The organism is Microvirga puerhi, from assembly GCF_020089865.1.
GTDB classification, from domain to species: Bacteria; Pseudomonadota; Alphaproteobacteria; order Rhizobiales; family Beijerinckiaceae; genus Microvirga; species Microvirga puerhi.
The window spans coordinates 1-14,306 of sequence record NZ_JAIRBM010000011.1 but is presented as its reverse complement, the minus strand read 5'-3'; the positions used below and the strand labels follow the sequence as shown (position 1 = coordinate 14,306).

The window sequence follows — 14,306 nt, the reverse complement described above, 5'->3', positions numbered from 1 at the left end:
GAGACCAAAATGACTGAAGACGACAAGAAATTTATGGCACGTGCAATCGCTCTATCGGAGAAGACGTCGATTATCGATAGCGCGGGTGGCGTATTTGGCACCGTCATCGTTCGCGATGGAGAGATCATCGGGGAAGGCGCAAACCGTGTGGTGGCCGAGAATGATCCAACGTGGCACGGAGAGATCGAAGCAATTCGCAACGCTTGTAAGAAAGCGGGCAGCTTCAAGCTTCCCAACGCGGTCCTCTATACGAGCGCTGAGCCTTGCCCAATGTGTATGGCGGCCGCCTATTGGGCCGGGATTGAGCGGGTCTTCTACGCGTCAACCAATGAGGACGCTCTCGAATATGGCGATTTCGATGACAGCAAGATCTATGGAGAGCTTCGCAAGCCAATCTCCGAGCGGTCCATTAAATGCGTCCAGATCATGCAGCCCGAAGCAGTTGAAGTTTGGAAGAAATACAAAAACAAAGCAGATCGTGTGCCATATTAATTACGATGAACAGCGGAAGATATGTACATGATGAGCTGCGTTGGCCGTTCTCGAGGTGAGGCGCCGGCTGCTATGTAAATCTTGCCAAAGCGCAGCCTTGGCTTGTCGCCGGCTGTCGACCCGGCAGCCACCAGGTCTGTGCGATGGCGATCCATGACGATAAATCGTGGCGCTATCCTCGGTGCGCTTAGCGAATTTCGCCGAGGTGAGACCCAAGACGAATTCGTGTCCCGACCTTCGTCTCAGCTTCCGAAGATGACTTTGCGAAAGCGTGAGAGAGAAAAAGCGAAGTATGCGCTTCCGATCACGGCGATTGCCGCCAACCTTGGCCATAAGATGGACAAGTCTGCCCCACGATAGAGAACACCCTGCGAGAAGGCGACAAAATGCGGGGTCGGGCTGACAACCTGCATGGCGTATTGCAGCCAGATCGGCATGCTTTCCATAGGTGTGCTGCTCCCTGACAGCAATTGCATAACGACCAATACAGGAATGGCGAGAAGGCCGAACTGCCCCATAGTTGAGGCGACCGTTCCAAGCATGATGCCTAAGGCGGCGACTGTGAAGGCATAAAGCGCCGCTCCAAAAAGAAACAGCATGAGCGAGCCCGCGATTGGGACGGCAAGCCACCATTGAACGACAATCACCAACGAAAGCATGGCAGCCACGAGGACTACAAGACCGTTCGCAAAGACTTTTGCCAACATGATCTCCGCAGGCACGACTGGCATGACGAGGAGATGCTCCACGGTACCCTGCTCACGCTCACGGATGAGAGCTGCCCCCGCGAGGATGACCGTCAGTAGGGTGATACTATTGATCACTTGCATCACCGACGTGAACCAGCTCGAGGTCAGGTTGGGATTGAATTTCGCATGGATCACGACGTTCACCGGCAACGCCATCGTCGCCTCTCGGCCAGCACGGAAATTGGCGACCTCCTGTGTAACGATATTTTGAATATAGACCGCTCCATTTCCCGCTTGGGTCATAGCGGTGGCATCGACATTCAACTGAAGAGACGCCTCTTTGCCGGCCAAAATATCCGACTGAAAGGCTGGCGGGATCTCCAACACGAAGACGAGTCGGCCTTCATCCATCTGAGAATCGATCTCGCTTGCCTGGATTAAGGTGGCACGCTTGAAGAGAGGCGGGGTGAAGGCATCGAGAAGCCGTCGCGAGAGATCCGAATGGTCTTCGTCGACGACACCGATCGTGAGGTTGTCCGCTTCCGTCGAGGCTCCAGTCGCGACCGTATAGACCGCTATAGTGAACGCATAGATGACAAGGATCAACATGATCGGGTCGGCTCGTATGCTCCGCAGTTCTTTAATGGCGAGGCGATAGATATTGGCTATATGCGTGCCCAACGCCGACCACTTGGCATGCCGGTATCGTTCCGACGCGGTGGAGCGATCGTGAGGCATGTCAGACCTCCTGTTTCCGAAGAAGGAGTTGTGCCACCATGAGAAAGAGAATGAAGAAGCCAGTCAGGACGACAAGGTTGATCCATAGCTCATCCCATCCAAGGCCCTTGGTGAAGGCCCCGACACTGACCGGCTGATACCACGCAGGTGGGAATCCCAAGCCGAACAGGCGTGCGCTACCGGATAGCGAAGCGACTGGTACGAGGAGACCCGAAAAGTTGATGGCTGGAATGATAGACAGGATGGCTGTCGCGAATACCGCCGAAACCTGCGTCCGGGTGAAGGTCGATATGAGTTGGCCGAAGCCGGTCGTTGCCGCAACATAAGCCAGCGTTCCCACGATAAGAACGCCAAACGATCCCTTAATAGGGACTTCGAAGAGAAGAATCGCCAGGATGACCAGGAGGGCGAAGCTGATCATTGCCACAGCAATATACGGAACCTGTTTGCCGAAAAGGAATTCGAGCTTCGTCATCGGCGTCGATCGGAAGTTGGCGATCGATCCAGTTTCCTTCTCGCGGACAACGGCGATTGCCGACATGATTGCCGGGATAAGGATGAGCATCAGCATAATGACGCTCGGCACCATCGCGTTGACGCTCTTGAAGGATTGATTATACCGGAATCGCGTCTCGATATTGACTGGGCTTGCCGTTGTGCTTTCCGGCCGCCCCCCGATCAGCTCCTTCCCATACTGGGCCGCAAGGCCAGTCACATAACCTTTGGTGGTTTCCGCGCGAAACGGCATGGCGCCGTCGAGCCAAACCGCGATTTCCCCTGTGCGCCCGCTTTGCAGATCACGGCCGAAGCCTGACGGTATCTCGATTGCAAGTTGGAGATCGCCGCTGCGGAACCTGCGATCGAGATCGTCCAAGCTGGCGATTGCCGGCCGCTCATCGAAGTAACGGGAGCTCGCAAATGCCTCGATAAGCTCACGACTCTCCGGCGTCCTGTCCTGGTCGTAGGCTGCGAACCGCAAATTCTCGACGTCGAACGAAATACCAAACCCGAACGCAATCATGAGAATAAGCGGGCCTGCGAAAGCGAATGCGAGTCGAATCGGATCGCGCAGAAGCTCCATCGTCTCGCGACGGATGCACGCCCAGAGCCTGCCTGGATCGAAGCGGCGTGACTTCGGGTTGGGGGCAGCTGGGGGCGCAGGTAGAGTCTGCTGCGGAGTTGTTCGCGTGCCGTCGATCCCAGCCGCTTCCGCAAGATAGCTGATGAAAGCGTCTTCGAGGGAAGACGCCTCACGTCTACGTACTAGTTCAGGTGGCGTACCGATTGCCAGCACTCTGCCGGCGTGCATGAGAGAAATACGGTCGCACCGCTCAGCCTCATTCATGAAATGTGTCGAGAGGAAGATTGTGACATCCTCGTCGCGGGACAGATCGATCAATGTGCGCCAGAACGCGTCACGGGCAATCGGATCCACGCCCGAGGTTGGCTCGTCCAGGATCAGCATGGCGGGTCCATGAAGAACGGCGACCGCAAGCTGGAGACGCTGTTTGATGCCTAGCGGCAAGCCCTCTGGCCGTATATCCGCAACGGATGCAAGATCGAAACGATCGAGCAGCTCGGCGATGCGCCCTCCGACCTCTCCCCGTGGAAGATGGTAGAGCTGCGCGTGCAGCTCCAGATTCTGCCGTACGGTGAGTTCACCGTAGAGTGAGAAGCTTTGCGACATGTATCCGACGTTGCGGCGGGTTTCCATGTCATCTGCTTCCATTGTCTTGCCGAACAACTTGGCCCATCCGCTGGTCGGCGGCAGCAATCCTGTCAGCATTTTCATTGTGGTCGACTTGCCGCAGCCATTCGAACCAAGGAAGCCGAAGATCTCTCCGCGGCCGATGCGAAAGCTGACATGGTCCACGGCGATGAAATCTCCGAAACGACGGGTCAGGCCTTCTGCTTCGATGGCCGGGACGCTATCGTCGCTCTCAAGGCGTGGCCGCACGACCACATCCTGATGCTGAGCCCGTTTCTCTTCCGGCAATAGTGCGATGAACGCTGCTTCCAGATTGCCCTTGCCGGCCTTTTCGAGAATCTCGGCCGTCGTTCCTGTGGCAATAACTTTGCCATCGTCCATTGCCGCAAGCCAGTCGAAGTGTTGCGCTTCGTCCATATAGGCTGTGGCCACAATCACACTCATCTGCGGGCGCCGAGCGCGAATCGTGTTAATGAGGTCCCAGAACTGCCTGCGGGAGAGGGGGTCCACACCCGTCGTCGGTTCGTCGAGAATAAGCAGGTCCGGATCATGAATCAGCGCACAGCACAGGCTGAGCTTCTGCTTCATGCCTCCTGACAGCTTGGCGGCTGGCCGGTCCCGAAAGGAAGCGAGATCCGTTGCGCTAAGAAGCTCTTCGATTCGGCGATGGCGCTCATGTGCACCTTGACCGAAGAGGCGTCCATGGAAATCGAGATTCTCGAAGACGCTAAGTGTTGGATAGAGATTCCGGCCGAGGCCCTGGGGCATATAGGCGATGCCGGCTTGGTGAGCCATGCGGTGCGAATGGTTCTCCATATCGCCGCCGAGAACGTACACAGTGCCGTTCTGAATGCGGCGGACACCCGCGATAAGCGCAAGTAATGTCGACTTTCCGACACCGTCAGGGCCAATCAACCCTGCCATGCACCTGGATGGAATGTCGATCGTGATATTGTCGAGTGCTATCGTCGCACCGTATTTGTGCGAAACTCCTTCGAGCTTGGCGACGGCAACGTGCATCAGGGCAGCTTCACTTGAAGTTCGGGCGGCCAAGCGATTGTCGGGCTGATGCGGACGAAGCCGACCCCGCGAACGCCGGTTTTCACGTTGCGATGATAGCGTGCAAGAACGTCAGGATCCACCTGGAGCTTGACTCGGAACATGAGCTTTTCACGCTCCTCGGCTGTCTCGACGCTCTTTGGCGTGAATTGGGCATCGGCTGCCACGAAGCTCACGGTCGCGGGAATGACATATTGTGGGATTGGATCGAGAACCATCCTGGCCTCGTCGCCGAGGGCGAGGGGGCCGGCCTGGGCGGCGGGAAGATAGATCGTCATATAGACATCCTTCAGATCCAGGATTGTCACGACGCGCGTCCCTGCGTTGACGACTTCTCCGGCGCGGGCCAGCTGGTACTGAACTCGGCCGTCTCGCGGTGACACGAGTGTCAGGTCCACCAATATTGCCTCAATCTGCTCGACCTCTGCTTCCGCCGTTCTGATCGAGAACAGTGCCTGCTCGCGTTGGGCCTCTGCTGCACGGAGTGCGGCATCGGTCGCATCGGCCTTCGCGATACGCTGGTCATATATCTGACGGGTCAGGTAGCCCTTGTCGACGAGTTGCTGGCCCCTCTCTACATCTGTGCGGGCGAAGACCTGGTCGCTTCTGCGCTGAGCGATCAATGCCTCGGCCTCGGCAAGAGACTGCTTGGCCTTCAGGACTTGTGCGCGCGCACCGCGGAGCTGCGCCTCGTATTCAGGCGAAGAAATGCGCGCTATAACTTGGCCGGCCTTTACCTCGTCGCCTTCCTTGACAGTCACCTCAGCAAGGCGGCCGGCATATTTGGCAGAGACGTCGACCTGTGTTGCCTCGATGCGGCCGTTCGTTTTGACAATACCTTCCGGCATCGACGCACCCCGCAGGCGGTCAATTAACGTCCTGAGGCGAGATTGGGCTTGGGCTTCAACGATACTTCCTGGAAATATCAGAACAACAGTGAAGCCGATGAACGCCAGAATAGTCAAGGCGACAATCGGCACGCCGCATGGCGGCTTGGCAGCACATTGATCCAAATCGTTCCTGCAGAACCGCCCTAAGGCGATCCTGAACATCCGATTCATGGACATCTGTCCCGATTCTGGTTGTTCGTGACCTCTGTTCATGAGCCAGGAAAATATTTATCGGCTTACCTGAACATCGGCGAGTTTACAGCATGACCTGTATTCTAAGGTTCCACCATCGGGTGAAACCCGGAGAGGTGTCAGGGAAAAACCCCATGCACAATTGAGAATGGGACTGATGAAGGCCTTGTCTTCAGGACTATGCTTCACCGAAGTCCGACTGCTTGAGTGCGATGAGGCGAGACGCTAAGGACAAGTGAAAACTCGACTTGCCGTGCGACAAGGCCGTTGCTTCTGATCACCGTCACATTTGTTTATGCTATCTAGATAAAGAGGTGACTCCAATTCGATGGAATCACCTCTAGTTTTTAGATGTCGCATTCTCAACGAAGGGCCGGCTTTCTACACCGAAGAACGCTCTATCTATGCAGATGATTGAAGGATTGCCGTTAGGCAGCTTTGACGTCGCTGAGGAAGATAGTCACTTCTCGGCTGAGTTCCTCGGAGTGCTGCGAAAGTTCCTGCGCAGCGCCAAGAACCTGCGATGCTGCGGCACCTGTTTCGCCAGCTCCTTGACGCACGTCCCCGATGCTGCCCGTTACCTGCTCGGTGCCCCGCGCGGCCTCCTGTACGTTGCGTGCGATCTCGGCCGTTGCTGCACCTTGCTCTTCCATAGCTGCAGCAATCCCGACGGAGATTTGAGACATCTCGGTGATCGTTCGAGCAATCTCCTGGATGGCCGAAACTGTTTGCTGCGTCGCCTGTTGGACGGAGCCAATCTGTCGCGAAATCTCTTCCGTCGCCTTCGCCGTTTGGCCCGCGAGGTCCTTCACCTCTGAAGCAACCACAGCAAAGCCCTTGCCTGCTTCGCCTGCCCGGGCGGCCTCGATCGTTGCGTTGAGCGCGAGCAGATTCGTCTGGGAGGCAATATTGTTGATCAACTGAACGACGTCGCCGATCTTATCTGCCGTCGTCGCCAATTGTTCCACCGTCCGGTTTGTCCGTTGCGCTCCCGTAACGGCCCTGTCTGCGATTTCCGAAGATTGCGCGACTTGGGAGGCGATTTCTCGAATCGAGATGGACAGCTCCTCGGTCGCTGCCGCAACGGTCTGCACATTAGCCGACGTCTGTTGGGCGGCAGAGGCGACGGTAATAGACTGATTGTTCGTCTGGTTGGCGACAGCTGTCATGGACTGCGCAGTCGATTCCATTTCGGTTGCGGCTGACGACAATCCCTGCGTCAGAGCCGAAACGTTGCGCTCAAATGTTTTTGTCAGCTGATCGAGAACCTCGGCTCTGCGCATTTTTGCCTGATTCTCCACTTCCTGCTCGGCGGCAAGACGGCGAGCCTCAATGGCGTTGTCCTTGAAGACTTGCAAGGATCGGGCCAATTGACCCACTTCGTCTTTTCGTTCCGTGCCAAGAATAGAAATAGCTAAATCACCGTTGGCCAAACGGCTCATCATCCCAGTGATTGCTGTAAGCGGCCGCGTAATCCCGTAGATTGTGATCGCGGCGATCAAACCGATGGCAATCAGAATTCCGGCTGTGGCCGACCAGATCAAGTCCCACGACGTTCTCGAGGCAAGAGTGTCAGCGTCGTCTTTCGCTTTTTCGAGCGCCTTTCTGCCAATTTCGACTCGCTCTGTGAGAAAGTTACGGAGATTAATGCGTATGTCGCGTCCCTCGCCGTTCGAAATAAGGAGCGCTCCTTGGTCGTCGTTCACTTTTGCGCGGTCGACGCTCTTATCTAAGAAACCGAAATAATTAGCCACTTTTTCTTTAATCTGCCTGAAGTCTGTCTCCATCTCAGGGTTCTCGGCACGCTGAATGAGCTCGTCAGCATGTTTGAGAGCGAGCGTCTTGTATTGATTGAAAACTTTGTCTGCCGACTGAATGAGCTCTGGCTCATGGTAGAGAATAATGTTCTTTTCCTGGATCGTCGCTTCGTTAACTTCGGCGTTGATCTGCAGGATCAGGTTGAGGCGCGCCGCTTCGTATTCGACAAGTTCCCGGGTATCTTGAGCCATATGCTCAAGACCGGATCTTGCGAGAACGATCAGGCTGATCGTGATTGCGACGAAAATTATGGCCGGAATCACCAGCTTCACGAGAAGTCCGAGATTATTGAGAGTTTTCATTTGATGTCAGTGGCCTGCCCGCTACGCTGCAGGAAGCACGCGCCCCCCACAGGCGCGACAAGTCAGGCGACTCAATATCTCCAGGCGGCGTGAACATACTCTTAAAGATGTGATGCTTTTGCTGGAGTCGGTAAGTAAATATGACGGTTGATTGGCGCGAATGCAGATAGGATTACATTCAAAGGCATCGAGCTTGGATTACGTGAACGTTCTGTTCAAGTAGAACGCTTACGAGAGTATGAACTTTGTTCGCAGCAAGACGGAGAGGCAATCGTCTTGCTAACTTCCTGCCTCGGCTCAGGCATTTCATGCCAATTCACCTGAGTCTTCTGAGACGTTCTATCATTGGATTTCGGCATCAGCCTCGGGCAAGGGAGCGGACGTATACTTGATACCGTTCAGGGATCTATCGCCGGGATAGTGATGCTTTCGACATATTTGGACTACAAGCTGCTCAACAAGAATCTCCAGCAGAGCCTTGACCGGGTTTCGGGCCAAGCAGCTGTCGCGCGCGAGACCAAATATTATAAAGAGAACATCGGCAAAGTTACTTCGGTCAAAGAATTCCTCGCAGATCATCGCCTGTATAAATACGCTATGGAAGCCTTCGGCCTGGACGATATGATCTATGCCAAGGCGTTTATGAAGAAGGTGCTAGAGAGCGATCTGAGCGACGACAATAGTTTCGTCAACAGACTGTCGGACGAGCGCTATCGCGGGTTCGCAAAGGCTTTCCAATTCTCGCCGGATGGAACTTCCTTCGCTAAGCCCGATGTGCAGACGGACAGGCAAGAGGACGATATGATCGGCCTCTACAACCAGCAGATCATCAATAAAGCAAACGCTGTCGAGAGCGAGACGGAATATTACAAGTCGGCCGTCGGCAAGATTACGAACGTCGACGACTTCGCCAACGATAGGCGTTTGGTTGAGTATTCTCTCAAGGCATTTGGGATCGATCCGACCTATTATTCCGCGCGGATCATGAAACAGGTCCTGACGAGCGATCCCTCTGATCCGGCAAGCTATCTTAACTCTATCAAGGATCCGGCCTATTCTGAGGTTGTCCAGGCGCTTGAGACACTCGCAAGCTCGTTTAACTTCAGAACGGACGGTACCCTTCCCATCGGAACGCCGGCACAAACGGAAGTTCAGATCAAGTCCGTAACTGAGGCCTATGTGCTTTCCTCGTCAAGCCGTGTCACTCCTTTGGCTGCGCAATGGAACACCGAGTATTTTGAGAGCAAGGCGCCTCAGATCACCTCGGTTACGGAATTCATGAGCGACGGTAGGCTCTTGAGTTACCTCGAAACGGCGTTCGGCATTGAAGACAGTACTGCGGCAAGGGAGAGTATCGCCAAGGCGCTGACAAGTGATCTGAACGATCCTCAGAGCTTTGCCAATCAGTCCAATAACGACATTTATCGGAAGCTTGCACGGCTGTTCAATTTCCAGGCCGATGGGACAGTGCTTGCGGGCCAAACGATGCTGGGACGTAATGAACTTGCCGAGGTGACGGTCACGTATATGGCGGCTTATGACGATGCCGATCAGCAAAAGGACAGCGGCAGAACAGCATTCTATAAGAATATGATTGGTACTGTCGAAGATGTCGATGGATTGCTCAATAATTTCATTCTCTATGACTATGTTCTGGAGGCGTTCGGGCTTGATCCAAAGACAGAGTCGAAGTCGACCATTCGTCAGGTTCTGACAAGCGATCTGTCCGATCCAAAGAGCTATGCCAATCAGACGAGAGATAGCCGCTACATCGGTTTGGCTGACGCTTTCAACTTTAGCGCTGACGGCAAGATCCGGGCAGCGCTTGTGGCTCAATCAGAAGGTGAGATCTCTGCCACGGCCAGTGCCTACCTTGTAGGTGCGACGGACCGTGGCCAGACCCTGGATGACGCGAAGGCTGAGACAGCCTATTATCGAGAGCAGATCGATCGCGTTTCCTCACTGGATGATCTGCTCAAGGATAAGCGCCTGCTGACATATGTTATGAGTGCATTCGGCGTTACGTTGCCGGATACGCTAGCGGATTTTATGGAGCGGCTTCTGAAAAGCGATCTCGATGATCCGGAAAGCTTTGCCAATAAGCTGCAGGACAAGCGCTATGCACAACTGGCAGCATCGTTCAATTTCGACGCTGACGGAAATATTGTGCAGCGATCGGGGGGGCAGGCGCAGTCCTTGCGGAGCGTCTTGAACATCATCGAGTTGCATACGCGCCAGACTCTCGAGAAGCAATCCGGAGAGGAGAACGATGGACTGCGCCTCGCCTTATATTTTCAGCGAAAGGCACCCGGCCTTACATCGGTCTATGGCATCCTAGCGGATCGTGCGCTTCAGCAGGTTGTGTTCAAGGCTCTTGGACTGCCCGACGAAATGGCGCAAGCGCCGATCGACCAACAGGCAGAACTTCTCAAGAATCGGCTCAATCTTGCGGACTTCAAGGATCCGGAGAAACTTGAAAAGTTCCTCGGACGCTTCAGTGTTCGATACGATCTAGAGAATGGCACTGCCTCCTCGCCAGTAATGGCACTCTTTCAAGGCGGCGACGGAAGCGACATAAGTGTCGATGCCATGGTAAGTTTCTCCCAACTTCGGGCGTCTCGCTATTACTGAAGCGCGGCATTCGGAAATAGCAGATTCGATCCTGTCGGGTTAGTCTTGCCATAAAGCATTGCGTAATTCTTACCCTTCGGTCAGAGGTCCGAGGGGCATAATGCCATTAGCAGCGTTGGTCTTCTTGAGAAATAGACCGAGCTTGAGAAGTTGTACTCATCGAGACCCGAACGTTTTCCAAGTTTGTTTGGTCGTTTCTCAAGCACTGCGCTCTGGGACATGGCAGAGGGCATACATGGTTTGCTTGTAGTGGCTTAAGTGACGGCCTCACGAGAGGGCCTGCAAATGAGGTCAGCTTCACGCAAGCTTCAGGTCATAGAAGGGAGCAAATAGCAGGTTGACCCGGCCACCTCGTGGGTCTGCTCAATGGCATGATGCTGTCCTGCTATACCGGTGTGAATCCGGTATGTCCCTAGCAATGAAGCCTGAGGGATAGCCCATGTCTGGGTCTGTCCCCGTCATTCTACACATCTAAGGGGACACTCCATGTCTAGCCTTCTGACGAATACCTCTGCCATGACCGCCCTGACGACGCTGAAAAGCATCGCAGGACAACTCGACCAGACCAGCAGCCGGATCTCCACCGGTCTGAAGGTCAACGATGCTGCGGACAACGCAGCGTACTGGTCGATCGCCACCACCATCCGCGCCGACAACGGCTCGCTCGGTGCGGTGAAGGACGCTCTCGGCCTCGGTGCGAACTCGGTCGATACCGCCTTCAACGGCATGAATCGCTCGATCGACCTTCTGAAGGACATCCAGTCGAAACTGACGGCTGCTCTGTCGCCGAACGTCGACCGCGCCAAGATCCAGACCGAAATCGACGCCAAGCTGAAGGAGCTGAAGCAGACCGCTGACGCTTCGGTGGTGTCGGGCGAAAACTGGCTTTCCACTGACGGAAATGCCGGCAACTACGTCTCCGACCGTAAGGTGGTGGCTTCGTTCACCCGTATCGACGGCAAAATCAGCGTCGACACGATCACGATCTCGGTCGACGACACGAAGCTGTACGACAAGAAGACCGTGGCTGCGGACCCAGCGGCCGCCGCCGATGCCGACATCACGGCCGACAAGGCCACTTGGACGACGGCTCAGGACGCCTGGAAGACCGCTCAGGCGACTTGGGACTCCAGCGCGAAGGACGCTGCCGCCAAGACCGCTCTCGACACGGCGCAGACCACCTACAACACCGCTCAGAAGACCTATTCGGACGCCATCGACACGGCCAACAAGGCTGCTGTTGCGGCGGTCGACGGTGAAGGCGGCATCCTGAACAAGGAGTGGGGCGTTCTCGGCAAGGACGAGGACGGCGCTTACAAGCACTACGAGGTGGCGATCGACCAGATCGATATCGCTAACATCCAGAACCAGGACCTTTCTCAGCTGCGCGCCTTTATTGCGGCGGTTGACCGGGCTCTGGGTGCGATGACCGACGCAGCGACGACGCTTGGTGCGAACAAGTCGCAGATCGCTTCGCAGACGACGTTCGTCGACTCGCTGATCAAGGCGAACGAGCGTTCGATCGGTACGCTGGTTGATGCGGACATGGAAGAAGAGTCGACCCGCCTGAAGGCTCTGCAGGTTCAGCAGCAGCTTGGCGTTCAGGCTCTCAGCATCGCCAACGGCAGCACGCAGAGCATTCTGTCGCTGTTCCAGCGCTAAGCGCTGTCAACATCTTACGAAGGGGCCACGCTTCGGTGAAGCGTGGCCCTTGCTTTTTGCAGACCCGCTCCAGTTTGTACTCGCGTTTCATGTAAAGCTAAGGAAGCAAGTTCGTATCGCTATCGGATCAATGAGCTCTTCTGCATTCCTGACTTTGCCGATTGGCGCCTTCCGATACAGAACCCGCCTCGCAGTCAGCACATTGCGACGCTCCTTCGATGAGCTCTCAAAGGTTGGATCTCTTCGGCATTCTCATCGCGGTGAAATTAAAGTTTTTAAGAATCCGTTAATCCGAGAGATCATCGCCAGTCAGAAGGTGTGACAGGCATATGGCGCGACTCGGTTTAGTTGCGACGTGGGTCGCTGGCGGCCTCAAGGACAGTCCGATCATAAGCTTTCATTTACCAAGTTCCGGGCCGTCCAGGGCCTCGGATTGACAAGATACAGCCTGTTTGACACATTTAGAGGGTCTTCGGACCTCTACCAGCCGCTTCTGATGCCGCTGTCTCTGAGTATATAGCAGGTTGAGCATCGATCCTTCGGGAACGCTCAATTGCATGACGCAACCCTGCTATACCGGTGCAAGTCCGGTATGTCCCGCCAAAACGTGTTGCATTCTTAGGGACAACTCACATGTCTAGCCTTCTGACGAATACCTCTGCCATGACCGCCCTGACGACGCTGAAAAGCATCGCAGGACAACTCGACCAGACCAGCAGCCGGATCTCCACCGGTCTGAAGGTGGGTGACGCTTCGGACAACGCAGCGTACTGGTCGATCGCCACCACCATCCGCGCCGACAACGGCTCGCTCGGTGCGGTGAAGGACGCTCTCGGCCTCGGTGCGAACTCGGTCGATACCGCCTTCAACGGCATGAATCGCTCGATCGACCTTCTGAAGGACATCCAGTCGAAACTGACGGCTGCTCTGTCGCCGAACGTCGACCGCGCCAAGATCCAGACCGAAATCGACGCCAAGCTGAAGGAGCTGAAGCAGACCGCTGACGCTTCGGTGGTGTCGGGCGAAAACTGGCTTTCCACTGACGGAAATGCCGGCAACTACGTCTCCGACCGTAAGATCGTCGCGTCGTTTACTCGTGAGAACGGTAACGTTGCAGTCGACACGATCACGATCTCGGTCGACGACACGAAGCTGTACGACAAGAAGACCGTGGCTGCGGACGCAGCGGCTGCTGCCGATGCCGACATCACGGCCGACAAGACCACTTGGACGACGGCTCAGGACACCTGGAAGACCGCTCAGGCAACCTGGGAATCCAGCACGAAGGACGCTGCTGCCAAGACCGCTCTCGACACGGCGCAGACCACCTACAACACCGCCAAGAAAGACTACGCTGACGCCATCGACACGGCCAACAAGGCTGCTGTTGCGGCGGTCGACGGCGAAGGCGGCATCCTGAACAAGGAGTGGGGCGTTCTCGGCAAGGACGAGGACGGCGCTTACAAGCACTACGAGGTGGCGGTCGATCAGATCAACATTTCCAACATCCAGAACCAGGACCTCTCTCAGCTGCGCGCCTTCGTGGCGGCGGTCGACAAGGCCCTGGGTGCAATGACCGAGGCGGCGACGACGCTTGGTGCGAACAAGTCGCAGATCGCTTCGCAGACGACGTTCGTCGACTCGCTGATCAAGGCGAACGAGCGTTCGATCGGCACGCTGGTTGATGCGGACATGGAAGAAGAGTCGACCCGCCTGAAGGCTCTGCAGGTTCAGCAGCAGCTTGGCGTTCAGTCGCTCAGCATCGCCAACGGCAGCACGCAGACCGTTCTGTCGCTGTTCCGCTAAGATCGCGTCCGACAAGGACTCTAGCGCAATCACTGGCCGCGCCCTTCGGGGCGCGGCTTTCTTTGTTCTAGACAGCTCGTCTCAAAGACCATTGCGCCACATGGTGTTCGGAAACAACATGATGAAGCGACACCTGCCCCGGGGAGTGAGGAGGCACAGTTGCCTGACAATACGTGTTGCGCGAAGCCTATCGCATGGCTTGCCGATTTCGAGGCACGCGTGCCTACCTATGCCAAGACGCGCGTTGCGGCATGACGGCATGAAAAAGGCCCGGTGTTTCCACCGGGCCTCTGTCGTTCGCGTGAGCGCGAACAGTCTT

At 55.8% G+C, this 14,306-nt stretch carries 8 protein-coding genes; 4 read left to right on the top strand and 4 right to left on the bottom strand.

From position 1 onward, the window contains the following. Positions 1 to 9: 9 nt before the first annotated feature. Complete coding sequence (locus K9B37_RS15090) at positions 10 to 492, top strand: nucleoside deaminase (protein ID WP_224314166.1); 483 nt, start codon at positions 10 to 12, stop codon at positions 490 to 492. Positions 493 to 734: 242 nt separating this feature from the next. On the opposite strand, the gene K9B37_RS15085 is transcribed toward K9B37_RS15090, so the two are convergent. From K9B37_RS15085 to K9B37_RS15070, 4 genes are all read right to left on the bottom strand, one after another. Further along, complete coding sequence (locus tag K9B37_RS15085) at positions 735 to 1,919, bottom strand: ABC transporter permease (RefSeq protein ID WP_224314164.1); 1,185 nt, start codon at positions 1,917 to 1,919, stop codon at positions 735 to 737. Position 1,920: 1 nt separating this feature from the next. Continuing rightward, positions 1,921 to 4,647, bottom strand: coding sequence for a ribosome-associated ATPase/putative transporter RbbA (gene rbbA, locus K9B37_RS15080; RefSeq protein ID WP_224314162.1), 2,727 nt, complete (start codon positions 4,645 to 4,647; stop codon positions 1,921 to 1,923). Further along, complete coding sequence (locus K9B37_RS15075; protein WP_224314395.1) at positions 4,647 to 5,615, bottom strand: HlyD family secretion protein; 969 nt, start codon at positions 5,613 to 5,615, stop codon at positions 4,647 to 4,649. The genes rbbA and K9B37_RS15075 overlap by 1 nt, the downstream gene beginning before the upstream one ends. Positions 5,616 to 6,196: 581 nt before the next feature. After that, entirely contained in the window at positions 6,197 to 7,888 is a 1,692-nt protein-coding gene (locus tag K9B37_RS15070) for a methyl-accepting chemotaxis protein (RefSeq protein ID WP_224314160.1), read from the bottom strand. A 345-nt stretch (positions 7,889 to 8,233) separates the two neighbouring features. Here K9B37_RS15070 and K9B37_RS15065 point away from each other — a divergent pair, with 345 nt between their 5' ends. The 3 genes from K9B37_RS15065 to K9B37_RS15055 all read left to right on the top strand — a co-directional run bounded on the left by K9B37_RS15065 (position 8,234) and on the right by K9B37_RS15055 (position 13,987). After that, entirely contained in the window at positions 8,234 to 10,519 is a 2,286-nt protein-coding gene (locus K9B37_RS15065; RefSeq protein WP_224314158.1) for a DUF1217 domain-containing protein, read from the top strand. Positions 10,520 to 11,005: 486 nt separating this feature from the next. After that, a complete protein-coding gene (locus tag K9B37_RS15060; RefSeq protein ID WP_224314156.1) occupies positions 11,006 to 12,181 on the top strand; it encodes a flagellin N-terminal helical domain-containing protein in 1,176 nt (391 codons plus the stop codon). A gap of 633 nt (positions 12,182 to 12,814) precedes the next feature. Continuing rightward, positions 12,815 to 13,987, top strand: coding sequence for a flagellin N-terminal helical domain-containing protein (locus K9B37_RS15055; RefSeq protein ID WP_224314154.1), 1,173 nt, complete (start codon positions 12,815 to 12,817; stop codon positions 13,985 to 13,987). The last annotated feature ends 319 nt before the right edge of the window (positions 13,988 to 14,306 follow it).

Excerpts from the sequence above, each read along its gene's own strand:
- K9B37_RS15090 (WP_224314166.1), top strand. The coding sequence starts at position 10 with ATGACTGAAGACGACAAGAAATTTATGGCACGTGCAATCGCTCTATCG.
- rbbA (WP_224314162.1), bottom strand. The coding sequence starts at position 4,647 with ATGCACGTTGCCGTCGCCAAGCTCGAAGGAGTTTCGCACAAATACGGT.
- K9B37_RS15060 (WP_224314156.1), top strand. The coding sequence starts at position 11,006 with ATGTCTAGCCTTCTGACGAATACCTCTGCCATGACCGCCCTGACGACG.
- K9B37_RS15055 (WP_224314154.1), top strand. The coding sequence starts at position 12,815 with ATGTCTAGCCTTCTGACGAATACCTCTGCCATGACCGCCCTGACGACG.
- K9B37_RS15085 (WP_224314164.1), bottom strand. The coding sequence starts at position 1,919 with ATGCCTCACGATCGCTCCACCGCGTCGGAACGATACCGGCATGCCAAG.
- K9B37_RS15070 (WP_224314160.1), bottom strand. The coding sequence starts at position 7,888 with ATGAAAACTCTCAATAATCTCGGACTTCTCGTGAAGCTGGTGATTCCG.